This is a genomic window from Oceanobacillus iheyensis HTE831, from assembly GCF_000011245.1.
Lineage (GTDB): Bacteria > Bacillota > Bacilli > Bacillales > Amphibacillaceae > Oceanobacillus > Oceanobacillus iheyensis.
This window is the reverse complement of sequence record NC_004193.1, coordinates 410,853-436,659: the sequence shown is the minus strand read 5'-3', so window position 1 is coordinate 436,659 and position 25,807 is coordinate 410,853. Positions and strand designations below refer to the sequence as shown.

Below are 25,807 nucleotides of genomic sequence, written 5' to 3'. Positions count from 1 at the left end.
GGTTCACTTTATATTACTTGTCTTTTGGCTACGACGTATGGTTTTTCCTTTGATCCTATAATTCGCTGCCCTGTTGTTACTACGACGTCTTTATCTAATATTACATTTTCCAAATGAACACCTGAGCCAATTGTACATCGTTGCATAATGATCGAATTTTTCACCGTTGCCCCTTCATGAAGTTGGACACCTCGAAACAGTATACTCCCTTCAATACAGCCATTCACTTTACACCCATTTGCAACCAATGTATTCACTACTTCTGCCTTTTCACCGTACTTAACCGGAGCATTATTGGATATTTTTGTACGCACAAAATGGTTGTTTAAAAATAACTGCTGGTAACTATCCTCCTGTAGCAGCTTCATATTATGCTTATAAAAACTTTCTACAGAGTTAATAAATGCGTGATATCCTTCTTGCCGAAATCGAAAAACACGTAAATCCCCCAGTCTTTCCATAATCGCTGCATGAAAAAAATGGTCCTTATGATACGCGATACAATTATCTACCAGTTCAATTAATAAATCTTTGTTGATAATATATACTCCCGTAAAAATTTCCGGATTATTCTTATCATTGGTTAACGCTTGAACTCGATGTATATAATCACATTCCACTCGTAAATTGGACTCATGTTCATTCGAAAGCTCTTCTTCTCTAACGGTTATTAGTGTTACATCTGCCTGCTCTTTTATATGTTGCTCGAGCGCTTCTTTGTAATCCGTATTGGAGATGAATTGACTACCACTTATTAACACATATTTAGAATTACTACGATTGAAATAATCCCGATTATTATGGAAAAACTTTAAATCTCCTCTAGATCGATCAGTTGGATCATTCCAATCCGGAGGCAATATAAATAATCCTCCGTTTCGACGATCTAACTCCCAATTTTCACCGGTACCAATGTGATCTAGTAACGACCTATATTTATTCCGAACAAATATCGCGACTTCTTGAATCGAAGAATTCACCATATTTGATAATGTGAAGTCAATGAGGCGGTACCTTCCTCCGAACGGAATGGAAGCCGGATTACGAAAGTATGCCAGTTCATTTAATAAGTGATGTTCATGTTCTAAATTCACAAGGCCCATCATACGTTCCATTTATACGTCTCCTCCTGCTGGTGCAAGCATTGAATTTAATATCTCATTATTAATAATGAATGGTTCTATCTCTTTATCCGAACGAAAGATAGTCCCTTCTGGAATCGTCGTATTCTCCATCACAATCACACGATCAAGTACACAATCTTTTCCTATCTTTACATTTGGGTGAATGATCGATTGGTTTATATAACTTCCCTGTTGAACACTGACATTACGAAACACAATTGAGTTTTTAATATGACCATAAATAATGGAACCAGAATTAATATAGCTGTTTACTGCTTTACCATTGGTTCCAATAAAATGTGGTGGTAAATTCGAGTCATGTGTATAGATACGCCAATTTCGATCATGTAACGAAAAATATCCATTATTATCTTTCAGCACATCCATATTGGCTTCCCAATAACTTTGAATCGTCCCAACATCCTTCCAGTAACCGTTAAATTTGAATGCATATAGGCGGTGCTGATTATTTAACATGGACGGAATAATATCTTTACCAAAATCACGGCTCGAATTCGGTTTATTTGCGTCCTCGATTAAATACTTTTTTAGCGTTTTCCAGTTAAAAATATAAATTCCCATCGAGGCTAAATTACTGGATGGGTTTTTTGGTTTTTCTTCGAATTCATAAATTATTTGTTCGTCATTCGCATGCAATATCCCAAAGCGTCCTGCCTCTGCCCACGGAACTTCAATAACAGAGATTGTTACATCCGCATTCGTTCGTTTATGCTGCTCTAACATTTGTTGATAATCCATTTGATAAATATGATCGCCTGATATGATAAGAACGTACTCAGGTTCATATTGATGGATAAAGTTCATATTTTGATAGATGGCATCCGCCGTACCTGAATACCAATCCCCGCCTTTTGTTCCTGTGTAGGGGGGTAATATCGAAACTCCACCATGTTGATGGTTCATATCCCACGGCTTTCCATTACCGATATGTTTATTCAATTCCAAAGGAGCATACTGCGTTAGTATACCTACTGTTTGTATCCCTGAGTTAGTACAATTACTTAAAGTAAAATCAATAATACGATACTTACCTCCAAACGGAACAGCGGGCTTTGCTCCTTGTTTCGTTAACATGCCCAGTCGCTTTCCTTCTCCTCCCGCTAATAACATTCCGATGCATTCACTCACGCGGCAATCTCTCCCTTTCAACTTCGATTTGAAAAACGGATATGGCTAATGGTGGCACTTTAATCTTTATATGCTGTGATAAACCATGCCATTTCTCCGGAAAGCTAAAATGTTCCCCTTCATTTATTTGACCAGACCCTCCAAACCTTACTGAATCAGAATTAAAAATTTCTTTATATCTTCCAGATTCAGGAACGCCAATCTTATAGTCAAAATGAACTTGAGGTGTGAAATTACAAATAATAATTAATTCTTGATTTGGTTTATTCGCTTTCCTTCTAAATGCTATTACACTTTGATCAATATTATGTGGGTCTATCCACTCAAATCCTTCACTTAGGTGATCCAATTCATAAAGTTCAGGATGTTGCTGATATAATTCATTCAAATTTTTAATATAGTGATAAATACCTTTGTGGAGCGGATATTCTAGTAAATGCCAGTCCAACTCCTCCGTGTCCTTCCATTCCGCATATTGCGCTAATTCTCCCCCCATAAATACTAGCTTCTTGCCAGGATGTGTATACATATATCCATAGAGGAGACGTAAGTTTGCAAATTGCTGCCATTGATCTCCAGGCATTTTATCTAAAAGTGATTTCTTGCCGTGTACGACCTCATCATGAGAGAGTGGCAATAAATAGTTTTCCGAATAGGTGTACATAAACGAGAAAGTCAGCCGGTTATGATGCCACTTCCGATGTATCGATTCCTTCTCCATAAAAGAAAGCAAATCATTCATCCATCCCATGTTCCATTTATAATTAAACCCTAGTCCACCTTTATTTACAGGAGCTGTTACTAAAGGTAAATCCGAACTATCTTCTGCCATCATTAAGGCACCTGGTATATAAGAAAAAACGACTTTATTTAGCTTTCTCAAAAAGGCAAAGGCCTCTAGATTCTCCTCCCCACCGTATGTATTGTATATTTTTTCTTCCTCATCATATCGATCAAAGTTCAAATACAACATGCTCGCTACTGCATCGACACGAAGTCCATCAATATGGAACTCTTTCAACCAATAAATTGCATTGGAAATAAGAAAGCTTTGAACTTCAGGTCTGCCATAATCAAACGCTAATGTACCCCATGACTTTTTTTCGGATTTTTTCGGATCCCTGTATTCATACAGTGGTGCTCCGTCAAATTGCCGCAGTCCGAAATCATCTTTACAAAAATGTCCAGGGACCCAATCTAAGATGACACCTATTTGATGTTGATGACATTGATCAATAAAATATTTAAAGTCCGATGGGTTTCCATATCTTGATGTAACCGCAAAATATCCTGTGATTTGATATCCCCAAGATCGGTCGAATGGATGTTCATTTATGGGTAATAATTCTATATGAGTGTAACCTAGGGATTTTACGTATGGTATTAGTTGTGTTGCTAATTCTCGGTAGGATAAAAATTGTTTTTTGAGTGTTTTTTTCCATGTACCTAAATGAACTTCGTAAATGGAAATTGGAGATGAATATGGATCATAAGTATTTCTTTGTTCGATCCATTGATCATCACTCCATTGGTAACCATTTGCTGCGGGGATTACAGATGCAGTTTTAGGCCTTCGCTCTGCTTGCGTTGCGAATGGATCCGCTTTTAATATTGAAGTGTCTTCAGATGAACATATATGATACTTATAAGATGTTGCTGGTGGAATATCTGCTATAAAACCACCCCAAAGACCTTCATCCGTAAACTTCTCTAAAGGATGGCTATTTTCTTCCCAATTGTTAAAATCACCTACCACGCAAACTTTTAACGCATTAGGTGCCCAAACAGCAAATCGATACCCTCGTTTTCCTTTCCAGTTTATCTCGTGGCATCCTAAAAATTGATGACTCTCAAAGTTTGTACCTTGATGGAATAAGTAGATGTCTTCTGCGGATATATGATACAACCAACGCTGCCCCCTTTGAACAATTGAAAAAGAAAATCTTGTATTCCCTAACATTATAGCGATAAAATAATACTAGTTCAAGAAAATAGTCAGAATATTCCTTCGACAATAATTGTAACTTATGTCGAAGAATGACAATGATGAAAGAGGTAGCAAATGTTTTGTCAAAAAACGGATGAAAGCCAGGCTTAGTTTAAGTCTGAAGCGGATTTCAAAACAACTCATTCGAATTCGTCTTTTGCAAATACCTCGTCCAAACTTCATTATAGTTCGGATAAAAGTCCCCTCAGTTAGGGTATAACATATACTACATCAAACATCGGAATAAGGAGGAGCGCCAATGACTGATTCAATAATTGCTTGGTATGACGATGTACATCGATTAATCATTGAACATCCATCATCCAATTTTTTAAACAAGCCAAATACTCCTGTACGTATTACAGAAAGATCAACAAATACTCATTATTACAACGCTAATATAAACCATCGTGATGAAAAAGAGATAATCGTTGAATTAGATAACCCGCTCCCTATTGGAAGAGATTTAGTGCTTGTATGGAACGAATTAGAAATCCCTATATATACTCGTAAAATCACACGAACAAAGTGGTTTGAAGATAATTTTTTTACAAATCGAAAGTTAGGTGCGTTTTGTAATAACAAGTCCACTTCCTTTTCCATTTGGTCTCCAGTAGCAACTGCTGTACATTTACAGATAAAAAATAACTTCTATCTTTTAGATAGGAATCAAGATGGAAGCTGGTCAATAAGCCTTGATGGAGACTTTCATCGCACGACCTATATATATCAAATTACGATCAATGATTTCACTCAGGAAGTTATCGATCCTTACGCAAAATCAGTCACTGCAAATAGTACTGAAGGAGTAATTATAGACCTTAATCGAACTAACGCTTTAAATCATCAACGCCCAAATAAAATTACTAAATTCCAAGATGCGATAATTTATGAATTACATCTGAGAGACTTATCCACACATGAAAATAGTGGAATCAACAATAAAGGAAATTATCTCGGACTAACTGAATCAAATACCGTAACCAATCTAGGATATTCAACTGGCAGGTGTTATATAAACGAACTCGGAATTACACATGTGCAATTACTACCTGTAAATGATTTTGCTAGAGTCGATGACCTGCATCCCAATAATTCATATAACTGGGGTTATGATCCATTATTTTTTCAAGCACCAGAAGGAAGCTATTCATCCAACCCAACTAACCCCCTTTCACGAATAAATGAACTTAAATCTTGTATAGATTCCTGTCATGAGGATAACCTATCCGTCATCTTGGATGTCGTATACAACCATGTATTCCAAATTGACCATTCCTCTTTTGAAAAAATGGTTCCAGGTTATTTTTTTAGATATCACGACAATGGAGAATTAAGTAATGGTACGGGGGTAGGAAACGATTTTGCTAGTGAAAAATTAATGGCAAGAAAATTTATATTAGACACGATTGATTATTTTTTAAATGAATATAATGTAGATGGTTTTCGTTTTGACCTTATGGGAGCGATAGATGTGACTACTATGCAGGAAATACAAAAACGTTGTCAGAAAGAGAAAGAATTTATATTGCTGCTAGGAGAAGGGTGGGATTTACCTACTGCGTTACCTGCGAATCAAAAATCCACACCAAATCAAGCACACGAATTAACAGGAATAGCTTTCTTTAATGATTTTTTTCGTGATACCTTAAAAGGAAATCTATTTGCAGCTGATTCAAAAGGGTATGTGAATGGAGAAGGTATGCATGTAGAACATCTACCGCATTTAGTGACCGGTTGTGTGTTAAGTAAATATGGTATACCCTTTGCTGAAAATCCAGGTCAAATCGTTAATTATGTTGAATGCCATGACAATCACACGCTTTGGGATCGGTTATCTATTACCAATTCTCATTTCACCGTAGATGAACGAAAAAAAACACACCAACTGGCTACTGCTATAACAATCCTCAGCCAAGGCATTCCTTTTCTTCATGCGGGGCAAGAGTGGTATCGGACAAAACACGGAGACGAAAACAGTTATCAATCTGGCGATAATATTAACCAACTCAATTGGAGTCAACGAGAAACGGAAGAAGAATCGATTGCTTTTGTTCGTACATTGATTGAACTCCGAAAAAGATATCCGGTATTTCGTTTACCAAGTGTTGAAGATATAAACAATTATGTTCATATCCTCCCTACCATTCATCCGGTTTTCGGATACACGCTTTTAGACAATGATGCAGATATTACCATCTATATCAATCCAACAAATACTTGCTATGATTTACAGTTACCTTCTTCTGCAAATTGGAAAGTCGCTGTTAGTAATGAATTTATTAAAAGGAATGAACAAGTGGTTATTGGCGAACAAACAACACTACATCCCTATGAAATTCTCGTATTAGTAAAACAACGATCGCATCAGAAAGCTAAGAATCACGCGATAAAATCTTATGTATCACAGGAAAAAGGTCAGTGAGAATCGAACAAAGTTAGTATAGATTTTCTTCTAGCTCATACTTGTTGTAAACGTATAACTCTACTCTTTCCCCTCCATCGTTTAGAATAAATTGTATAAGCAAATAATAATTAATAAATAACGAACGGAGGATAGAAAGTAATGACACGTCTAAACATCTTAGATTATCTATTAATAGATGAAGGAAAAACAGCTATAGATGCAATTCATGACACGACAGAATTAGCAAAGCTCGCTGATGATTTGGGATATCATCGCTTTTGGGTACCGGAACAGCATCATGCTCTTTCGATTGCCAGTAGTTCACCTGAATTATTAATGATGCATCTAGCTGGACAAACGAAGAATATACGGATCGGTTCTGGTGGAATTATGCTCCCTCATTATAGCCCCTTTAAAGTTTCTGAGATTTTTCGCACTTTGGAAGCAATTCACCCTAATCGGATTGATTTGGGTATTGGAAATAGTACAGGAGGAAGATTAGTAAACCATGCTTTAAATGAGGAAAAAGAAGAACGATTAACGTATGAGCAACAAGTAAGAGATATCCAAAAGTATATAAGTGATGATAAAGAATCAAGTCATCGTTTCCAAAAACTAATCGCTACACCAGTGACTGCCACAAGACCAGAAATGTGGATGCTAGGTGCAGGAGGTTCAAGTACGAAAATTGCTGCGGAACTTGGTACGGCTTTCACATACGCGCATTTTATTAAACCTTTTGATGTAGGAATCGAAATCGTTAATACGTATCGAAAACAATTTAAACCATCTCTGTTTCATGAAAAACCAATTGTTTCTATTGCTGTATTTGTCGTTGTCGGAAAAACGACAGACGAAGCTGAACAGCTAGCTAAATCCTTTGATTTATGGATGGCGTCATTAGAGACTGCTAAGAATCCGCCATTCTTCCCAAACGTCCTTACAGCTTCTAACAAACATTTTAGTCCTTTTGAAAAACAAAAAATAAATAATATCCGTAAGAGAGCTATAATAGGCGACTCGAATTACGTAAAGGAAGAAATTCAAAAACTGATTGCCAAATATAACTGTGATGAAGTTATATTGATTCCTAACATTCCTGGAATCGAGAATCGAAAAACAGCAATTGAGTTACTCGCCAAAGAATTTCAATTAACTTAGCTTAGAAGAATATTCTAGAAATAATAACACCCCTTAGATAGGACATATATATTAATCCATCTAAGGGGTGTTTTATTTAAATTATTTATTATTCAACATTTAATTGCCAGTTAACACCGAATTTATCTTCCACCCAGCCAAACTGTTTACTAAATCCATGGTTATCAATTGGCATACGGATTTCCCCTTCTTGAGAAAACTTCGTAAAAACATCCTGCAATTCTTGTTCATCATCACAAGTAACAAAAAGAGACATCGATGGAGTAAAAGAAAAATCATGTTGAATGAAACTATCCATACACATTATTTCTTGACCCTTAATAACAATCACTGCTCGTAATATTTTACCCTCCATGCCTTCCACTTCTGAACCATATCTTTCTATAAAAGGAATATCGACATCAGAGAATACGGATTGGTATAAATTAATTGCCTCTTCAGCTTTGCCTTCGAACATTAAGAATGGATGAACTTGTTGTTTTACCATAAATCTCAACCTTTCGATTTTAATTTTGTTTTATTATATCAAAAATAGCACGGAGCAATTGTTTACAATATCGGTCTTTAGACTTAGATGAAATCCATCCAGTTACCGTTTAGAAAAATAACTTTCCTCATTAAACTAAAAATAGATAAGGTAACGGAGGGGTTCATAATGAAAAAACGAAACATGAAGATAATTGTTTCCAACCAATTTTTAACTCAATTAGCAGATAGCGTGTATGATATAGCAATTTTTTGGTATGTTTATGAAGTCTCACAATCGGCATTATTGGCTTCCATTATTACAGCATTAACTTTTGCAACACAAATATTGATTGGTCCGTTACTCGGAACGTTCGCTGATCGATTTGAACCGAAGCGATTTATGCAAATTGGATTTCTCGTCATGCTAACTGTAGGAATTTTTATGGCGATTAGTTTTCATTTCTTTTTTGATTATTTTTTAATTGTAGTCTACGTTGGACTTATATTGCATGATGTAGGAATGTTTATTGTTGCTCCAGCGAAGAACCGATTACTCCCAAGAATTGTTTCGCAAAAAAATCTGTTGAAAGTAAATGGGTTCATTAGTTCATCAGGCCAAGTAGCTACGTTGATCGGTACGTCGATTAGCGGTTTTGCCATAGCACTTATTGGATTTGTTGGTGTTATGTTATCACATTCACTTATTTATTTAATTGCTAGCCTAATTCTTATGTTTTTAGTTGAAATTACTAGTAAAGTAAGACCTACGAACATAGATGAGGTAGCTATTGCTGCCTCAAAAGAAGATATAAAGACAAATACCAAGACATCGCTTCTTCAAGAATTAGTTCATGGGTATAAGTATCTTCGGATGAAGACGGAAGTTTTTAAGCTTATCATCTTAGCTATGGTTGTAAATGTAAGTACAATGGTACTTCCCTTATTCGTAGTACTCGTACAAATTCAATATAACGGTGGTGCTGTCATGTTCGGATTCTTTTCAGCAGCTGCATCCATCGCAAGTATTATAGTTGGTTTGATGATTACAAAATTAACCGAAAAGTTATCTGTCGCACAAATTTTCTCTTACTCCTTTTTGGTTGCCGGGATTACTTTAATACTCCTTACCTTAACAAGTATTCCGGTTATTGGAATTGCCTTATACTTTTCATTTACTTTCGTCATTGTCGCCTTAAACATTAAATTCAATACCTACTTAATTACAATGGTCGATGATGAAGTACGTGGTCGTGTATTTGGAATTATTGGAGCCATTTCAGGATTTTTAATTCCTATTTGCTCTTTGCTCGGTGGCTGGTTGGCAGACACATTTCATGTAAACATTGTATTTATTCTTTCAGGGGCTTGGATTTTCTGTACAGGAATATATGTTTTCTTCGATAAGGATATCCAACAAATTAAAGAACCAGTAATCAATGAAGAAAATACTTTATCGATATAATTAAACTGTAAAACGATAAATGAGAAAACGCTCATCTGGATTATTTTCATATAACATTGAGTAAGGGACTTCTTGAACACATTCAAATGGTGTAGAATCCTCCAGAAAATAAATATATTCTTGATGTGGATAATACATGATGATATCTACATTTCTTGGATGTGTTTCTATAGAAGTTAATATGTTCTGTATAACTTTTCGAAATATATGAATCGTAAATGGATTAAAAAAGTAAAAGATACATTCATCTTTGGATACAAAATATTCCTCGGCAAGACAGCAATTAAATTCTATACTTTCACCACCATGATGTTTACGATAACGATGATGATTATCGATCGCAATTTGAATTATATTCTCATCCATTTCAACCCCTTTTACCCCCAACTTGAAATAATGATGAAAATAAAAACTCACCCTTCCTTTTCCACATCCATAATCAACAAGATAACCATTTGTAGGTGTATATACATGACTTAATTCTTCTAATGCACCATAGGGAGTTGGCTCATAAGGATTATATTGTATTTCATCTGGATAATCTAAGTGTTTTTGAGGTTGTGTACGTATATGTAAAAATTTATCATATTGATAATCTTTCATCTGTTACTTCCTTTTATAAATGATTTTTTCACTTTTTACTATAGCATAAGTTATTCTTATTCGTGTTTTTGTATAGCAAATAAGTTTCGTTTCATACTATTTGTACGCGGTTCATAATTCAAAAGAAAAGTTTAAAAATATTCAAAAAAGGGTAGTTTATTATATCTATTAACTACGCTCTTCCATACGAAAGGGGAACACATGAAAAAGGTCACGAATGTTTTTTATTTCGCAGTTATTTTAGTTGGTATTATGGTTGCACTTGGTGCCATTTTCCCAGTGAAATTTGAACAAATTTCACAAAGCGTTCAAGCTTGGGTATCATCTACTTTTGGTTGGTATTATTTATTACTAATGTCTGTTTTAGTTGCTGTAGCACTATTTATTGCTGTTAGTCCTTATGGTAATATTCGCCTTGGGAAAGATAGCGATCGTCCTGATTTTTCAAATATTTCTTGGGTAGCTATGTTGTTCGCTGCGGGAATTGGTATTGGTTTAGTCTTTTACGGGGCATCGGAGCCACTTGCTCACTTTATGATTGATGCGCCTCTATCAGAACCAGGGACTGCACAAGCATTTAAAGAAGCTTTATCGCATTCATTCTTTCATTGGGGAATACATGGATGGTCCATGTATGGACTCGTCGCTCTTGCTATTGCATACTTTCAATTCAGAAAAGATGAACCTGGACTTATCTCCGTTACATTAAAGCCTTTATTTGGCGATCGAATGAATGGGGGATTCGGTAAAGCAATTGATGCTTTAGCGATCTTCGCAACAGTAGTTGGAGTGGCTACATCTCTTGGTTTAGGTGCAATCCAGATTAATGCTGGCTTATCCCATCTATTTGATCTTCCAGTTAATATCGGCGTACAGGCAACTATCATATTAATTGTTACTGTATTATTTATAATATCAGCTTGGAGTGGGTTAAATAAAGGAATTAAGACTCTATCCAACATTAATCTTATACTTGCTTTAATACTTTTTATCTTTGTATTAGCCGTCGGTCCTACATTATTAATATTTAACATGTTCTCCGAATCAATTGGCTTGTATTTTCAAAATTTTATTCAGATGAGCTTCCGATCCGCTCCTCTAGCATCAGATAATCGAGCATGGTTGGATATATGGACAATATTCTACTGGGCATGGTGGATATCTTGGGCACCATTCGTAGGTATCTTCGTTGCACGTATATCTCGAGGGAGAACCATTCGTCAATTCATTTTTGGCGTAATTATTGTACCGGTTCTAGTAATCTCTGCATGGTTTACTGTTTTTGGTACTACTGCAGGAGATATGCAGCAACAAGGAATTGTTGACCTAACTCAATTTCCAACTGAACTCGTTTTATTTAATATGTTTGATTACCTACCTTTATCAACCATCATCTCTTTACTGGCAATATTTTTATTGGTTATTTTCTTTATCACGTCTGCGGATTCAGCGACATTTGTGTTAGGTATGCAGTCAACCGGAGGATCACTTTCACCCCCGAATTCTGTGAAAGTCGCACTTGGTTTATCTATTTCTGCGGTAGCATTAATTCTTTTATATGTAGGCGGACTTAGCTCCCTGCAAAATACAGTTATTGTTGCAGCATTACCATTTTCCTTTGTTATTATATTAATGGTTATTTCTTTATATAAAGCCTTAAAAGAGGATGCTTACATCAAAAAAAGGAAAACATCATTAAAGAAAAATGAAGAAGCATAAAGCTTCACTTCATAAGATTCTACCTCTTAAAGGGTAGCGATATTTATCAGATAGAAAAAGTGAAGGCAAATTTTACAGCCTTCACTTTTTCTATGCTTCGATATCCGTATGTTTCCATTAGAAGTGGCAACAATAGTACTAAAATGGAAGTACGAGGTGAATTAGTATGATTCAATTAGAAACAGGTATTGAAGGAAAGCAAGCGTATTTTGGTAAATTACAGGGAGGATTAAAAGAACTAGGTTTTAGCCTTTCTGGATCATGGCAATATGATGAAGGATATTTCGATGGAATACTTTCTCGTGAAGGAGCAGAGACAATTTATTTACGCCTCCCCTTTCATGTGATAAGTGGTGAATTAGACAGTGATCATGCACTGCTCGAGTTTGATACACCATTCGTTATTAATCATGTAGTAAATACAGGATTAGAAAAAGAAGGCTCTGACTTAGCAACAGCTACAGGCCTAAGTCAATTCCAAAAACCTGTGGATGCAGATGGAGAAATTGATGATAAATCTTATTGGCAGAAAAATGGAGAGCATGCTGTGCAACAAATCATTCAGCATATTGACAATAATTTATAGTTGAATGACTACTCCCCTTACTTCATACTATGAAGTAAGAAGAGGAGGGTACTTATGTATCATTTCGTTGAAGATAAGATTAAAGAATCGATCGAAAATGGTGAATTTGATGATCTTCCTGGAAAAGGAAAAAAATTAGATGTACGTGATGAGTTTGCCGGCATTCCTGAATCAATGAAACAGCCTTTGCGAATTTTAAAAAGAGCTGGTTATCTTAATGAAGAACAAGAAAAAAACGCTAGTCATTTATCTGAGCGAGACTTATTACTAATTGCAACTGAAAATCAAATAGAAAAGAAAGACGCAGATAAAAGAACTGCCTTTCAATCATTTACGAAAGAACGAAACCTAGACAAATCAAAAACATTTAAAAGATATGCTCAAAAAATATATCAAAAATTTTTCGGAAGCAATCAAAATATATCGTAAAAGTGTTCAAGGTGGCGCTGCTCCCCGTACCGAAACGTATGTAGTTAATACGTGAGGAACTAAACAACAAAGCCAACAGAAGGACCTTCTGCTAAAATCGCCCACGTCCTGTGGGCAACGCAGAAATCACCACATCCTGTGGGTGCTCTTTTTGAACAAACCTAAAATAAATCTAATTGTTTAGGTGCCAAACCTTGATAATCTATCCCCAACATCTCCTGTAATTGCTTTGCATTATTTGCAGCATGCCCTCCAGAGTTATTATTGAACAGTACTATTACATCGTGATTGGGCTTATTTAATTGAGTCACTTCATTCGCTAGTGTTAATAGTTCTTCTTTGTTATAGTCATAGAGATACCGGACCTCTCGCCAGTTTTCATTCCCAGATCTAGTCCAACCATGAAAATTCCGTCCATGCAATCGAATAATTGTTGTATCAGGGTGTGTAGTAATTGGAACAAAAGGTACTGACCCTTTGCCAGCCTGAGGTTCATCTGCAATAGAATGCATCCATCCCCCGTCCTTCATAAAAGAAATTGTTTGTTCACGAAAAGAATCGCTATACCATGATTGATGCCTAAACTCTAGCGCAACCTGTATATCCCCCATCTGTTTTTTGCAATATCGAATATATTGTACATGTTCTTTTTTACAATCGAACCAAGGCGGGAATTGAAATAATACAGTTGCTAATTTACCTGTTTTTTGAAAAGGAATCATTGATTCTTTAAACGCCTCAAACATAGCTTCCTTGGATTCAAATGGGCTTTCCCCACGCTGATGACCAGTCATTCCTTGATATGCCTTTACTACAAATTGAAACTTCTCTGGCGTTTCTTTTATCCATTTTTCAATATTGCGATGTGGCTGAATGGCGTAGAAGGAAGCATCTAATTCCACGATTGGAAAGTGACTACTATAATCCTGTAATTTTTCTTGTGGTTTTGAGTCTGCTGTATATAAAGTATCATGATCTCCCCAACCGGTTAATCCAATATAAATCATCTATTTAACCTCCTTGCTATCATGTTCTGCTCGGTAATTTCTCCTTTTGTTTCTAACCACATATTGCACAAAAGGAATCACAAGTGCTGATAAGAATAAAATCCGGAATAATTGAAATGCAGTAACAATCATGACATCTGCTTGTACAGAAGCCGCAATAATACCCATCTGATCTAAACCGCCAGGAACAACACTTAAAAAGCTTGTAGAAAAGTCAAAATACGCTTGCTTTACAAACCAACTAATACCGAGTGCAAAACTAACGAAGATCACACATGATAACAATGCATACATCCATTGTTTGTTCATCTTTTTAATGCTATCTCGTTTTAGCAATAAACCAATATAAATACCAATAAACAGTTGAGCTATATGTAGAGCAGAATCTGGCATCATTGGCACTTGCCATCCGACTAGATTACATACCATCACAAAAAATACTGGTCCTAATAAATAAGCTGTAGGCACCTTAATTAATTTAAACAACATACCGACAAAATATGCTACGATCATTAACCCCAATAGGATGAAACTATATTTTTCACTTTGAGAAGTTTCAACCGGAAGATTTGGTCCTTGAATGGATACGATAAATGGAACCATGGAAACAATAACAAGTACACGTAATACATGATAAAACGTCACTAGTGTTACATCCATCTCTTTTTGTTCTTCAGCAAATACAATGACTTGTTGCAATCCACCTGGGACACAGCACGTCATTGCAGTACCTAAATTCATCTTAGATAATCGAGATAATACAAAACTAATTACTAGAAATAAAAGGAAAAATAATACATTGATAGCTATCATTAACGGAAAAAAATGTATCATTTGCTGTAATGCTTCCAGTGTAAATGCGTATCCTATGACATAACCGGCTATAACTAATCCTATATTTCTAAAGAAAGGATGCCATGTTAACGAAATCGGAGCTTTCAATTGAGTAATTAAAACAAAAAATAGTGGTCCTAATAACCACGGCATGGGCAAACCTATAACTGAAAATATAAAAGCTCCAATTAATCCAACTATAAATGTAATGGTCATTGTTCTATACATGATGTTCACTTCTTCTTTTTTATTACATTATAACTCTCTTCCCTATAATCTTAAATGGTTTAGCAATGATGATTAAAATTGTTAAAAATTGGGTAAACATATGAAAAGTAGTTTGGAGTGATACGATGGAAAAACGAACAACACAGCTTATATCTATGTACATAGTTTTCTTTGCTATGATTGCAGTCAATGCATTAGCTAATATAATTCCATTGAACGGATATAACACAGGTGAAGTATCCAACATGTACAATGTATATTTTACACCTGCAAGCTATACCTTTAGTATTTGGACTGTTATTTATATTGGGTTACTTTATTGGTTAATAAGAATTAGCCTACACAAGCAACCTGTCACTGCTACGTTAATGTGGATATTTATCTCGACATGTATTTTTAACGCACTTTGGATTGTATTTTGGCATTATTTATTTGATGGAGTAGCACTTATTATCCTTGGCTTACATCTTGTATCCGTATTAATATTATATACCTACCAACGCCAACAACGAGCAAGTTATTCAATGATAATCCCGGTCTCCATTTATTTTGGGTGGTTAATTGTTGCTTTTACAACCAATATAATTTATTTCAGTGTTGCTACGTTGGAAGTTACTGATTCTACACAATTATTACTTGCTTACCTGGCACTTACCGTAATTATCTTGATTAGTATGGCTATACTATTCTCGGTACGTGATTGGAGTATATTACTTGTTTTCCTATGGTCAATGAGCGGAATTGCAGTTAAAAATTTTTCAGATCAATGGACCTTAAGTTTTGTAACCATTATATTAATGATTTTCTTAATTATAATTTCGTTCTTATACCTAAAACAATGGAAAAAAATTAAATACGCTAACTAACTCTTGAAAAACCGCCTTTATGGCGGTTTTTTTGTTATACATTATTCGTTGACATACTATGACAGTCATAGTAATATGATAATACTAATAATTACTTTGACTGTCATAGTAATTATTGAGCGATGGATGTAGAGGAAGGAGAAAAACTCATGAAAGGTAGAGTTTCTGCAGATTTATTACGAGGACATACAGATACGATTGTCCTTGGCATTTTAATGAACAAAGACAACTATGGCTACGAAATATATAAAACCATTTTAGAAAGAACTGACGGACTATATCAATTAAAAGAAGCCACCCTATATTCAAGCTACAAGCGTTTGGAAAAAGACGGTCTTATTATTGCTTATTGGGGAGACGAAAGCCAAGGAGGAAGAAGAAAATATTATCGAATCACTGATTCAGGGAAAGAACGCTATCGACAAAACAAAGTGGACTGGGAATTCACTCAAAAAATTCTTAATCAACTTCTGGAGGAGGAGTAAACATGAATACCGATATCCGATCATATGTAAATAATTTGTTTCACAACTATGAATCCACACCTGAATTAGAAGATTTTAAAGAAGAGATTATTTTGAATCTACAAGATCGTATTGATGATTTACAGAAAAAAGGTCATTCAACGGAAGACGCCTTTACTAATGCTGTATCTGAACTAGGAAATATTACCGAAATTGCTGATGATATTAGTAAAGAAAAACGCAAGGAATTGATAGGTAAAATGTATGTAGATCCTACACCAAAACTCCTTACAGGTTATGCGATTGCATATACATTAGCAGCAGGTGTACTTTTATTTGGTTTAATCACAAGTATGATTACCTTCTTTGCAACGAACAATTTATTTTATGCGATTTCCACTATACTACCATTTATTGTACCAGCAGGAGCTGCTTTAGTTTATTTAGCATTAACAACAGAAACATCTAGAAAATACCCTATGCATCAGGGACGTGCATTGATATACGCTATAGCATTAGGATCCATTCTTTTTGGATCAACGATTTCTACTTCCCAATATTTTATGGAAAATAGCGACCCAGTCGCTGTAATTGGTATATTAATTCCATTTGTACTTCCTGCATTATTAGCAATTTGTTTTTTAATACTCACGGAGAAAAAACGATTAAAACCTTGGGTTATGGAAGAAGAAGCTCAATTGACCGAGTACTATTCCAATACTTATCAAACCCCTGAACAAGCTACAAAAAGAGGCATGCTGTCTGGAGCACTGTGGGTCGGTTCTATTGGAGTATTTATTATTATCTGGATGCTAGCAGGAATTCAATATGCTTGGATTATATTTATTTTTGCAGTAGTTATTGAAATATTAATTGAGTTTTCCATGCACTCCAGCAAAAAACGACCAATGAAACCCTAAGTTAAATATTCACTATGTGGGGAGTGGACGCGATCTCCCCATTCTCTCCCTTCTGACGATAATACCTTGCTATAATATCTCCAGGTAATAAACTTGCAATGTGCCCTACATGTAAAGAACCGTTTGCATATGGCCATGCCCCACCAATAAAAATACCCATAGTTACCACTCCTCATTATATATACATAAAAAAAGCCCTAATCTGTATATCAGATTAGGACGAGATTTCCCGTGTTACCACCTATTTTCACAAATTGCTCTCACAATTTGCCTCCATCAGTACATCTATACTGGCGCCGTTGTAACGAGTGCACTCTCGTCGCAGCCTACTAACATTTTTGTGTTTGGTGCGCAGCTCAAAGGTCATTTTTCAATGGAATATCGTTACCTCATCTCACCAACAGAGGCTCTCTTTGAACTTTACCCCATATACTTTTCCTTTTCGTAGCCTTTAAATTTTAACTCTGAGGAACATTGTCCTCATTATATAACTTACTTCGTCGTTTTATAAATTCAAATATATGTGTTGTAATAACTTTCAATATAGCATATCCCGGTATTGCTAACAAGATGCCAACTACACCAAATAAATTACCTGCAGTTAAAATGATAAAGATAATGGTAATTGGATGGACACGTAAATTTCTACCCATGATTTGCGGAGAAATAAATTTCCCTTCTACCAGCTGCACAATAGTCCAAACAGCGATTAATTTAATTAGCATAAATGGAGATGTTACAATTGCAACGATTAATGCTGGTGTAATAGCAATTGCAGGACCTATATAAGGCACTACAGTTGTAAATGCAGCAATTAAAGCTAATACTGGAGCATAATCCAATTGTATAATCATAAACCCAATATACATTAAGACCCCGATACAAAAAGCCACAATAATTTGCCCGCGTATATAAGCACTGATTTGATTATTCATTTCTTTAAGTACGGTATATGTTTGATCACGGAATGAAACTGGTAAGAATTTCAGGAAATATCCCGGTAATTTATCTCCATCTTTTAATAAATAGAAAAGTATGAATGGAAGCGTAACTATAGCTAAAACAATTTCCGTTACCGTTCCTATTACTCCACCAATATTCGAGAATGCAGTATCAACAAGATCTAGTAATTTATTAGAGATTTGCTCAACAAAACTAGATATATTTAAATTACTCAATATTTGAGATTGGTTTAATACTTGGCTGCCAATTAAATCCTCAACCATATCCTCAATATCACTAATAAAAGGTGGTAGATTTTCTATCAAACTCATGATTTGTTCCCGCAAAACAGGAATAACCGATACAATTATCACGGTGAGGATTCCAATGATAATAACATATAAACCGAATATCGAATAAATACGTTTTATTTTTTTCTTCTCTAAATAGTTCACGATAGGATTTAATAAGTAAAAAGCGACTGCTGCCAATATTAATGGTAATATCACAGTCTTTATTAATACAACAAAAGGTGTAAAAACAAAAGATATATTCGTGAATATAAGTATATTTAATCCTATTAATAATAGAACGGTGAGAAACAATACAAAACGATTGTTAAGAAAAAAACGCTTAAATAACCCCATTTTTTTATCATGCATTTCCAAACAGGCACCTTCTTTTATAGTAAATTCAATAACACACAGAATAATGTTAATTAACAGAATTATACATAACAACTATTCTTGCCATAATAGACTACTTTTAACCCCTACTTATATCCTAGCATAAAAAGACAGGAACAGCCTACATTACCTGCCTTTTTAACTATAAATTTACTCTTCTATTAAAAGAAAATAGTGCTCCCATAACTGTTCTATCTCTTCTTTATTCTTTTGAAGCACCATTAATTGATCAACATCCATTGTTTTCTCCATCTTTCCTTCGATAGTTACCAATTCTTGCTCTAACTTTTCAATTTGTTCCAATAGGTTTTCCTGCTCTTTATTTTTTGATGGCACAGGAATAATAGGTTGAGAGATAGTTGCATACTGCTTAGAATTATTACGAATATCCAAGATTTCTTTTCTTTTTATCCTGTTATCATTCATTTTTTCTCTAGCCCAAGAATAATTTCCATCATAATCATAAACCGTTTTATCTTCTATCCAATATATACGCCTAAATATCTTATCTAAAAAGTATCGATCATGACTTACTGCAATTATCGTTCCTTGAAAGTTTTCTAAAGCTTCTTCTAATACTTCTCGTGAATCAATATCAAGATGGTTGGTCGGTTCATCTAATACGAGCGTATTTATGTCCTCATACATTAGTTGGGCTAATCGAAGTCGCATCTTTTCTCCACCACTAAGTTCTGAAACTTTCCGAAACACCGCATATCCATAGAATAAGAATTGTGCTAATATATATCTTGCTCTTCCTTCTTCAACTGCGATCTGCTCTCGAAAAACCTCTATCACCGTTTTAGTTGGATTTATATCTTGGAAAACATGCTGTGAAAGATAACCAATCTTCACATTATTACCGATATAAACTGTTCCAACATCAGGTTGTTGAGATTGTAATAATATCTTAATCAACGTAGATTTCCCTGTTCCATTCTCTCCTATAATGGCTACTCTCTCCTGATATCGAATGTGCATATTAACATTTTCAAAGAGTAGATGTTCTTCAAAACGCTTCTTTACGTCTTCTAATCTAACAACGTCTTTTCCACTTCTATCTGCTGTTTCTATATCTAACCCCATCTTATTTCGATGAAGTAGTGGTTTATCGATCTTTTCCATTCGTTCTATAGCACGTTCCATATTTCTTGCACGTTTATGCAATCCTTCATTCGGTGGATTAGCGCGATTCGCCCATTCACGTAGTCGTTTGATTGCCTCTCTCATTTTCTTAATTTTCTTTTGCTGTTCTTGATAATCTTGGAACTCTTTTAATAACCTGGATTCCTTTTCCTTTATGTGATTACTAAAATTGGTTTCATACATAACTGCTTCCCCATCTTCTAAATCAATAATTTTCGTTACTGTTTCATCGAGGAAGTAACGATCATGAGACACGATAACCACTGTTCCTGGATAATCATTTAGAAATGAAGCTAACCATTCAACCGCAGATATATCAAGATGATTGGTTGGTTCATCTAACAATAGAAAATCGGGTTGTTTCAATAAGATTGTTGCCAGAGCAACCTTTGTCTTTTCTCCTCCACTTAGTTGTTGAAATGTCAGCTCTAATAATGAAATTATATTTATCCCACGGCAAACTTTTTCGATTTGCGCATCTCTTTCATAGCCACCTAAAAAAGAGAAACGTTCTTGAATCTCTCCATATTGGATAACAAGATCGGATACATTTTCTAAAGTGTCCTGCATCTTTTCCTCGTATTCCTGCATTTGTATTTCTAAATCGTTTAAAGTTTCAAAAGCACTTTTCAATACGTGATAAACTGTTAATCCATTCATCTCGGCTTGTATTTGTTCTAAATAACCCACTTCGGTATTCTTTCTCCAATGAATCTTACCTTCATCGGGGTCTTCTATCTTTGCCATCAACCTGAGCAGCGTCGACTTTCCAGATCCATTTCTGCCAACGATACCTATTCTTTCATTTTCATTTATTTCCAGACTAATTCTTTCAAAAATAAGATTTCCACCGTACATCTTTTTAATATTTTGTATACTACACGCAATCATGTATATATATCTCCTTTACTTGTCACCTCTAATGACAATAAGAAGAAAAAAGCACAAAGAGCAGCAGGGGTCTCTTTGTGCAAAAATTCATATTTTATAAATTACTTCTTACATGCATGTAGAGATGCTTTTTCATGGTTCATTCGCTGTTATTAAGTTACTAAAAAAGGGCATACGTATCCCGTTGTAAGCAACTACAGCAAATTTTGCACGACAAAAATAAAGGAATTCTATCCATTCTGCGCGCATTATATCATGAATAAACATCTCTACTCACCTCCGTTCATTTCTTCGAATAGTTTGATTATACTGTAAAAAATACTTAATAACAAGGGATACTATGGAAACAAACCTTTTTAACATACCAAAAATTGACTTCACTCTCGTCAAAATTTGTTTCTTGTATGAAATTAGTGGAATGTTGACAGTATCCCTATAACTTTTGATATGATTACTATTCTTCGTTCTCACTTTGTTCTTCATCAACCTTTTTCTGTACACTTTTGTTGGTTTGCTCAATAATATCTTTTGAATTTCTAACAGAATCCTTAAACGCTTCTTTGTGCCTCGTTATACCTTGATCCATTAACGATTTAAATCTAGTTTTATTCTTAGTTAAACTATTTTTTAACTCTTCAACAGTCGATTTAATATAATCGACTACCTCTTGTTCTAGCTCTTCATCTTCGATAGTTACCTCGTCATTAGAATTATTTCTAGTCACATTTGATTTAATCGTAAATGAATGATTTTTATGACTTTTATTATTTTCCATAATCTAAATCCTCCATCTATAAATTAAATTTTCTTTATAAATACTTCGTTTTCCTTGAAAGTTCATAAGGTGCTTAACCCTTTCAGGTTAGAATATTCGTTAGCTTTTTTCACACTTCTATTAAGGTACAGTGTATCCACCAATATCACATACGGAAAATGCATAAATTGTAGTCGGGTCAATTAAATCATCTACAAAAAACGCAATGTAGTCACAGATATTATATACAAATACACTCTCAATTGGTGTATCCAACCCGGTGATAAGAAGGTTAATCTCTAACGCAAAAGTTTGTGCAGCCCTTAGATTGTTTAAGATTTCTCCCTCACAACATAGTTTCTTTTTCTTGCAATCGAAGTCGTCGTCATCAAAGCAAGTTAAACCAAGAGAAAGTAAAAAGTCAAATATATCACTTTCTGATTCAGGATCGTCTGTCGCTTGAATTGAACACCTGTTACATTGTCAATTTGAATGGTAGTAACAGGGGTAGGAGTTAGAGAACCTCCTGGACGAAATGTAACGGTAAGCGTTTGTTTAATTTAAATACAGTAAAACGTGCTTCACCCTTTTATAATCAAATTCACTTTTATGCAAATGGTTTGAATTTTTAATAATGCAAGCGTAATCTATAGTTTATATATGGAAGGAGAGGATTACATGGTAAATCAAATCCCAAACGTTACACTACATGATGGACTAACCATTCCGAAAGTAGGTTTTGGAACCTATCGTTTAAATGGTAACGATGGTGTACAAGCCATTAATAATGCCATTGATCATGGGTATCGTTTAATCGACACTGCCTATAACTATGAGAATGAAGGAACTGTTGGTGAGGCGGTTAGAAGAAGTTCCACACCTCGAGAACAGCTGCTTATTACTTCTAAACTACCAGGTCGATATCATCACTATGATAAAGCAGTTACTACGATCCAAGAATCTTTATATCGAGCAAACCTTGATTATTATGACTTATATCTTATTCACTGGCCAAATCCAATCCAAGATATATATGTAGAAGCATGGCAAGCTTTAATTGAGGCCAAACGCAGGGGATATATCCGTTCTATCGGAGTATGTAATTTCTTACCAGAACACTTAGAGCGACTTAAACAGGAAACTGGGGAATTACCAACGATAAACCAGATTGAATTACATCCTTTCTTTAACCAAGAAGACCAGCGTAAATGGCATCAAGAACATCAAATCGCTACCGAATCTTGGAGCCCATTGGCACGTACAAATGATGTATTAGACCATCCTGTTTTACAAAAGCTCGCTTCGAACCATAACCGAACGGTATCTCAAATAATTTTACGTTGGCATTATCAACTTGATGCGATTGCAATACCTAAATCTGCAACGCCTTCAAGACAGCTCGAAAACATTTCTATTTTTGATTTTGAATTATCTGATGAAGAAATGTCTATTATTAATCAGCTATCAAAAGTGGATGGTCGTATGAAAGATCAAGACCCAGCAGTTTATGAAGAGTTTTAAGATATAACCATTTTTGGTTAAAATGCCTTTTATCTAGAAAGGCATGAATTCGTAAATTAGACTATTTCTCTTACATCATAGGCGTAGTCACAAAACCCCCATTAGATACGAGGCAATCTAATGGGGGGTTTTTGTAAACATATCATTCATATTCTTTTTCCCAATCTCTTTTCCTAATATGTAATAAAAAATCGCTTGGCTAGTAACACCAAACGATTAAAATATTACTTATCTAAAAAATTCTCCGTGTAAAACGGCTGATTGTCGTCGTTAAAGTCCACACCAATCCCTAACTCGGTAAATCTATTATTTACGATATTCTCACGGTGACCTTGCGAATTCATTAGACCCTGATGAGCAAATATACTACTAAACTGCCCATAGGCTAAATTTTCTCCAGCATTTAAAAAGGATATCTCATCTTCTCGCATTCGATCAAAAGGTGACTGCCCCTCTTGATTAGTATGACTAAAGTATTGATTCTCTGCCATATCCGTACTGTGATCCCTTGCAGTTTCCCGTACATTTTCATTCCATTCTAATACTGATAATCCATGGTTTACGCGAGTAGCATTGGTTAAGTCAAATAACTGATATTCAAAACCTTCTTTTAATGACTCACTACTAGGCGTATAGAGTGCTTTTTTTGAGGACTCTAAGTTCTCATCTATTAATTGAATAGCTGTCATTTCATCGTTTTCATGAATGTCATAGAAAACAGTAACATAACTCCCATCCATGTGATAGATATCATATTCACCTTCGCTATTGATTTGATAGTTAAACCAACCATTACGAATTACTTCCTCTGGCTCACCAAGTGCTTCATTTACAACGGTTTTCGGAACACCTAATTCTACATTATGCTGTGAAGAAATTAAATCCTGATTAGTAAATAACCCTCGCACTACATCTTGCTCATCATATGCAACCATCATAAAATTTTGATAATTTTCATGATAAGTAGACCATTGTACTCCATACTCGTTTGCATTTTCACGCATGGGTTCTCCATACATCTCTTCGACTACGGCTTTTGTATCTCCTAGTTCTACATTCCCAACAGAAAATGATTGTTCATCAGGAGTTGTCAATTCAGGCTTTTCTACTGGTTCTGTCTGAGGTTCTTGCTCTGCATTTTGAATAGAATCAATAACGGACGAGTAAAGCATAGAAACCTGATCTTTTACTCTATCGAAGTCAAAGTCAAATTCATAATCAATATTTTGATTCGTAAGATCATCCGTTGCAGAATGAAAGGTGTCACTGACTGATTCAGGAATAATTTCACGAACAGTATCTTCCCAATATGGTTTTGTCCAAAAAGCCAATAATATTATTAACAGCAGTAAAAACAATCGCTTTATAATTTCTATCCCAACCTTTTAGTTTTTCATTTAGTTAATTACTTTTTATTCGAAGTTTCTAGTAATCTAAATAGATTAAAGCTATTATTCATTTTTATAATATTATTTTATAACTTAGAGTTAACTATAACGCAACTCATAGCTTCATTTTTCACTCTAAGTCTAGTCATTTTTAGACAAAATCATACTATTTTACTGCAGGAAAAAAGAATGAGCTTCTAACAACTCATTCTTTGCTAAATTTATTTCCACCATTGATCATATAACGTTACTTCACCTTCACGTTTATGCATGGTTTTTAAATAATGACCTTCAATTGTTCGCTTACTGTCTTCTGCTACCTCTTTTCCTTCTAAGAATTCATCAATTTGTTCATAAGTAACTCCCAATGCTTCTTCATCTGGTAAAGCTGGTCGATCATCTTCCAGATCAGCAGTAGGTTTCTTATTATATAAATGCTCCGGACAATTTAATGCGACTAACATCTGCTTACCTTGGCGTTTATTAAGACCAAATAAAGGTGCTAAATCACAAGCGCCATCACCATGTTTTGTATAAAAACCTGTTACAGCTTCTGCTGCATGATCTGTCCCTAAAACAAAACAGTTAAATGCTCCTGCCACACTATATTGAGCTTTCATGCGTTCTCTTGCTTTCTCATTTCCTTTTAGAAAATCACTAATTTCCACGCCTGCTCCATCTAAAGCTTTTACACTTGCATCTACAGATTCTTTAATATTTACTGTCAATACTTTACTTGGTTCAACAAACTTAATCGCATCATCCACATCATCGGCATCTTTTTGAACACCATAGGGTAACTTCATACCAATAAACTGATATGTATTTGTAGAGTTTTCCTCGTTTAGTTCATTTACTGCGATTTGCGTGAGCTTTGATAACAAAGTGGAGTCTTGTCCACCAGACATACCTAATACATATCCTGTTGAGAATGTATGCTTTTTTAAATATGATTTTAAAAAGTCTACTCGCGTACGAATTTCTTGTTTCGGATCAATTTCAGGTTCAACATGCAAATCTTCAATGATCGTTTTTTGTAAATCACTCATGCATTTTCCTCCTTAA

Annotated in this window: 23 protein-coding genes, 1 pseudogene and 1 other annotated feature; of the genes and pseudogenes, 10 read left to right on the top strand and 14 right to left on the bottom strand. The window is 34.9% G+C overall.

Translation table 11 applies throughout. The features are described from left to right. Positions 1 to 8: 8 nt before the first annotated feature. The 3 genes from glgD to glgB are packed head-to-tail and all read right to left on the bottom strand — an operon-like array spanning position 9 to position 4,179. Entirely contained in the window at positions 9 to 1,115 is a 1,107-nt protein-coding gene (glgD, locus tag OB_RS02265) for a glucose-1-phosphate adenylyltransferase subunit GlgD (protein WP_011064814.1), read from the bottom strand. After that, positions 1,116 to 2,255 (bottom strand): glucose-1-phosphate adenylyltransferase, encoded by a 1,140-nt coding sequence (locus tag OB_RS02260; protein ID WP_041544437.1) that lies wholly within the window; start codon positions 2,253 to 2,255, stop codon positions 1,116 to 1,118. Between the two features lie 10 nt (positions 2,256 to 2,265). Further along, positions 2,266 to 4,179, bottom strand: coding sequence for a 1,4-alpha-glucan branching protein GlgB (glgB, locus tag OB_RS02255; protein ID WP_011064812.1), 1,914 nt, complete (start codon positions 4,177 to 4,179; stop codon positions 2,266 to 2,268). A 340-nt stretch (positions 4,180 to 4,519) separates the two neighbouring features. Here glgB and pulA point away from each other — a divergent pair, with 340 nt between their 5' ends. Both pulA and OB_RS02245 read left to right on the top strand, forming a co-directional pair. After that, positions 4,520 to 6,685: a type I pullulanase gene (gene pulA, locus OB_RS02250; RefSeq protein WP_011064811.1), complete on the top strand. Its 2,166-nt coding sequence runs from the start codon at positions 4,520 to 4,522 to the stop codon at positions 6,683 to 6,685. A 141-nt stretch (positions 6,686 to 6,826) separates the two neighbouring features. Then, positions 6,827 to 7,828, top strand: coding sequence for an LLM class flavin-dependent oxidoreductase (locus tag OB_RS02245; protein ID WP_011064810.1), 1,002 nt, complete (start codon positions 6,827 to 6,829; stop codon positions 7,826 to 7,828). 88 nt (positions 7,829 to 7,916) lie between these two features. Here OB_RS02245 and OB_RS02240 read toward each other — a convergent pair whose 3' ends face one another. Beyond that, positions 7,917 to 8,315 carry a VOC family protein gene (locus OB_RS02240; protein ID WP_011064809.1) on the bottom strand — a complete coding sequence of 133 codons (399 nt, stop codon included), beginning with the start codon at positions 8,313 to 8,315 and terminating at the stop codon, positions 7,917 to 7,919. Positions 8,316 to 8,483: 168 nt separating this feature from the next. On the opposite strand from OB_RS02240, the gene OB_RS02235 reads away from it, so the two are divergent. Next, positions 8,484 to 9,758: an MFS transporter gene (locus tag OB_RS02235; RefSeq protein WP_011064808.1), complete on the top strand. Its 1,275-nt coding sequence runs from the start codon at positions 8,484 to 8,486 to the stop codon at positions 9,756 to 9,758. Here the strand turns inward: OB_RS02235 and OB_RS02230 are convergent, their stop codons facing one another. Then, positions 9,759 to 10,361, bottom strand: a complete 603-nt coding sequence (locus tag OB_RS02230) for an SAM-dependent methyltransferase (protein WP_011064807.1) — start codon at positions 10,359 to 10,361, stop codon at positions 9,759 to 9,761. A gap of 201 nt (positions 10,362 to 10,562) precedes the next feature. Between OB_RS02230 and OB_RS02225 the strand changes: the two genes are divergently transcribed. The 3 genes from OB_RS02225 to OB_RS02215 all read left to right on the top strand — a co-directional run bounded on the left by OB_RS02225 (position 10,563) and on the right by OB_RS02215 (position 13,095). Further along, the gene (locus tag OB_RS02225; RefSeq protein WP_011064806.1) at positions 10,563 to 12,080 is read left to right on the top strand and encodes a BCCT family transporter; all 1,518 of its coding nucleotides are present in this window, start codon (positions 10,563 to 10,565) and stop codon (positions 12,078 to 12,080) included. 166 nt (positions 12,081 to 12,246) lie between these two features. Beyond that, on the top strand, positions 12,247 to 12,666 hold the full coding sequence (locus OB_RS02220) for a YugN family protein (protein WP_011064805.1): 420 nt from the start codon (positions 12,247 to 12,249) through the stop codon (positions 12,664 to 12,666). A gap of 54 nt (positions 12,667 to 12,720) precedes the next feature. Next, complete coding sequence (locus tag OB_RS02215; protein WP_011064804.1) at positions 12,721 to 13,095, top strand: DUF1992 domain-containing protein; 375 nt, start codon at positions 12,721 to 12,723, stop codon at positions 13,093 to 13,095. A 161-nt stretch (positions 13,096 to 13,256) separates the two neighbouring features. Here OB_RS02215 and OB_RS02210 read toward each other — a convergent pair whose 3' ends face one another. Together OB_RS02210 and OB_RS02205 are read right to left on the bottom strand one after the other, a co-directional pair. After that, on the bottom strand, positions 13,257 to 14,102 hold the full coding sequence (locus OB_RS02210) for a DUF72 domain-containing protein (protein WP_011064803.1): 846 nt from the start codon (positions 14,100 to 14,102) through the stop codon (positions 13,257 to 13,259). Beyond that, positions 14,103 to 15,164, bottom strand: coding sequence for an AbrB family transcriptional regulator (locus OB_RS02205; RefSeq protein ID WP_050750203.1), 1,062 nt, complete (start codon positions 15,162 to 15,164; stop codon positions 14,103 to 14,105). 125 nt (positions 15,165 to 15,289) lie between these two features. Here OB_RS02205 and OB_RS02200 point away from each other — a divergent pair, with 125 nt between their 5' ends. From OB_RS02200 to OB_RS02190, 3 genes are all read left to right on the top strand, one after another. Then, positions 15,290 to 16,030: a TspO/MBR family protein gene (locus OB_RS02200; RefSeq protein ID WP_011064801.1), complete on the top strand. Its 741-nt coding sequence runs from the start codon at positions 15,290 to 15,292 to the stop codon at positions 16,028 to 16,030. Between the two features lie 149 nt (positions 16,031 to 16,179). Beyond that, the gene (locus OB_RS02195; RefSeq protein WP_011064800.1) at positions 16,180 to 16,515 is read left to right on the top strand and encodes a PadR family transcriptional regulator; all 336 of its coding nucleotides are present in this window, start codon (positions 16,180 to 16,182) and stop codon (positions 16,513 to 16,515) included. Positions 16,516 to 16,517: 2 nt separating this feature from the next. Continuing rightward, positions 16,518 to 17,414, top strand: coding sequence for a permease prefix domain 1-containing protein (locus OB_RS02190; RefSeq protein ID WP_011064799.1), 897 nt, complete (start codon positions 16,518 to 16,520; stop codon positions 17,412 to 17,414). A 40-nt stretch (positions 17,415 to 17,454) separates the two neighbouring features. Here the strand turns inward: OB_RS02190 and OB_RS18035 are convergent. The 5 genes and pseudogenes from OB_RS18035 to OB_RS02175 all read right to left on the bottom strand — a co-directional run. Beyond that, positions 17,455 to 17,574 (bottom strand): annotated as a pseudogene (locus OB_RS18035) (class I tRNA ligase family protein); the annotation flags it as partial. Between the two features lie 52 nt (positions 17,575 to 17,626). Beyond that, positions 17,627 to 17,869 (bottom strand) — a binding site (T-box leader). A 3-nt stretch (positions 17,870 to 17,872) separates the two neighbouring features. Further along, the gene (locus tag OB_RS02185) at positions 17,873 to 19,024 is read right to left on the bottom strand and encodes an AI-2E family transporter (RefSeq protein ID WP_011064797.1); all 1,152 of its coding nucleotides are present in this window, start codon (positions 19,022 to 19,024) and stop codon (positions 17,873 to 17,875) included. Positions 19,025 to 19,192: 168 nt separating this feature from the next. Continuing rightward, a complete protein-coding gene (gene abc-f / locus OB_RS02180) occupies positions 19,193 to 21,079 on the bottom strand; it encodes a ribosomal protection-like ABC-F family protein (RefSeq protein WP_011064796.1) in 1,887 nt (628 codons plus the stop codon). Between the two features lie 132 nt (positions 21,080 to 21,211). Further along, complete coding sequence (locus OB_RS18820; protein WP_379606266.1) at positions 21,212 to 21,328, bottom strand: RAxF-45 family protein; 117 nt, start codon at positions 21,326 to 21,328, stop codon at positions 21,212 to 21,214. A 205-nt stretch (positions 21,329 to 21,533) separates the two neighbouring features. Continuing rightward, complete coding sequence (locus OB_RS02175; protein ID WP_011064795.1) at positions 21,534 to 21,854, bottom strand: hypothetical protein; 321 nt, start codon at positions 21,852 to 21,854, stop codon at positions 21,534 to 21,536. 657 nt (positions 21,855 to 22,511) lie between these two features. On the opposite strand from OB_RS02175, the gene OB_RS02170 reads away from it, so the two are divergent. Further along, positions 22,512 to 23,354 (top strand): aldo/keto reductase, encoded by an 843-nt coding sequence (locus tag OB_RS02170; protein WP_011064794.1) that lies wholly within the window; start codon positions 22,512 to 22,514, stop codon positions 23,352 to 23,354. 224 nt (positions 23,355 to 23,578) lie between these two features. Here OB_RS02170 and OB_RS02165 read toward each other — a convergent pair whose 3' ends face one another. Further along, complete coding sequence (locus tag OB_RS02165; protein ID WP_011064793.1) at positions 23,579 to 24,712, bottom strand: CAP domain-containing protein; 1,134 nt, start codon at positions 24,710 to 24,712, stop codon at positions 23,579 to 23,581. Positions 24,713 to 24,963: 251 nt separating this feature from the next. Further along, on the bottom strand, positions 24,964 to 25,791 hold the full coding sequence (gene nadE, locus OB_RS02160) for an ammonia-dependent NAD(+) synthetase (protein WP_011064792.1): 828 nt from the start codon (positions 25,789 to 25,791) through the stop codon (positions 24,964 to 24,966). Positions 25,792 to 25,807 lie beyond the last annotated feature (16 nt).

What these genes read in the sequence shown, in the direction of transcription:
- glgD (WP_011064814.1), bottom strand. Translation starts at nt 1,115, where the DNA reads ATGGAACGTATGATGGGCCTTGTGAATTTAGAACATGAACATCACTTA.
- OB_RS02260 (WP_041544437.1), bottom strand. Translation starts at nt 2,255, where the DNA reads ATGTTATTAGCGGGAGGAGAAGGAAAGCGACTGGGCATGTTAACGAAA.
- pulA (WP_011064811.1), top strand. Translation starts at nt 4,520, where the DNA reads ATGACTGATTCAATAATTGCTTGGTATGACGATGTACATCGATTAATC.
- OB_RS02245 (WP_011064810.1), top strand. Translation starts at nt 6,827, where the DNA reads ATGACACGTCTAAACATCTTAGATTATCTATTAATAGATGAAGGAAAA.
- OB_RS02240 (WP_011064809.1), bottom strand. Translation starts at nt 8,315, where the DNA reads ATGGTAAAACAACAAGTTCATCCATTCTTAATGTTCGAAGGCAAAGCT.
- OB_RS02235 (WP_011064808.1), top strand. Translation starts at nt 8,484, where the DNA reads ATGAAAAAACGAAACATGAAGATAATTGTTTCCAACCAATTTTTAACT.
- OB_RS02230 (WP_011064807.1), bottom strand. Translation starts at nt 10,361, where the DNA reads ATGAAAGATTATCAATATGATAAATTTTTACATATACGTACACAACCT.
- OB_RS02225 (WP_011064806.1), top strand. Translation starts at nt 10,563, where the DNA reads ATGAAAAAGGTCACGAATGTTTTTTATTTCGCAGTTATTTTAGTTGGT.
- OB_RS02220 (WP_011064805.1), top strand. Translation starts at nt 12,247, where the DNA reads ATGATTCAATTAGAAACAGGTATTGAAGGAAAGCAAGCGTATTTTGGT.
- OB_RS02215 (WP_011064804.1), top strand. Translation starts at nt 12,721, where the DNA reads ATGTATCATTTCGTTGAAGATAAGATTAAAGAATCGATCGAAAATGGT.
- OB_RS02210 (WP_011064803.1), bottom strand. Translation starts at nt 14,102, where the DNA reads ATGATTTATATTGGATTAACCGGTTGGGGAGATCATGATACTTTATAT.
- OB_RS02205 (WP_050750203.1), bottom strand. Translation starts at nt 15,164, where the DNA reads ATGTATAGAACAATGACCATTACATTTATAGTTGGATTAATTGGAGCT.
- OB_RS02200 (WP_011064801.1), top strand. Translation starts at nt 15,290, where the DNA reads ATGGAAAAACGAACAACACAGCTTATATCTATGTACATAGTTTTCTTT.
- OB_RS02195 (WP_011064800.1), top strand. Translation starts at nt 16,180, where the DNA reads ATGAAAGGTAGAGTTTCTGCAGATTTATTACGAGGACATACAGATACG.
- OB_RS02190 (WP_011064799.1), top strand. Translation starts at nt 16,518, where the DNA reads ATGAATACCGATATCCGATCATATGTAAATAATTTGTTTCACAACTAT.
- abc-f (WP_011064796.1), bottom strand. Translation starts at nt 21,079, where the DNA reads ATGATTGCGTGTAGTATACAAAATATTAAAAAGATGTACGGTGGAAAT.
- OB_RS18820 (WP_379606266.1), bottom strand. Translation starts at nt 21,328, where the DNA reads ATGCGCGCAGAATGGATAGAATTCCTTTATTTTTGTCGTGCAAAATTT.
- OB_RS02175 (WP_011064795.1), bottom strand. Translation starts at nt 21,854, where the DNA reads ATGGAAAATAATAAAAGTCATAAAAATCATTCATTTACGATTAAATCA.
- OB_RS02170 (WP_011064794.1), top strand. Translation starts at nt 22,512, where the DNA reads ATGGTAAATCAAATCCCAAACGTTACACTACATGATGGACTAACCATT.
- nadE (WP_011064792.1), bottom strand. Translation starts at nt 25,791, where the DNA reads ATGAGTGATTTACAAAAAACGATCATTGAAGATTTGCATGTTGAACCT.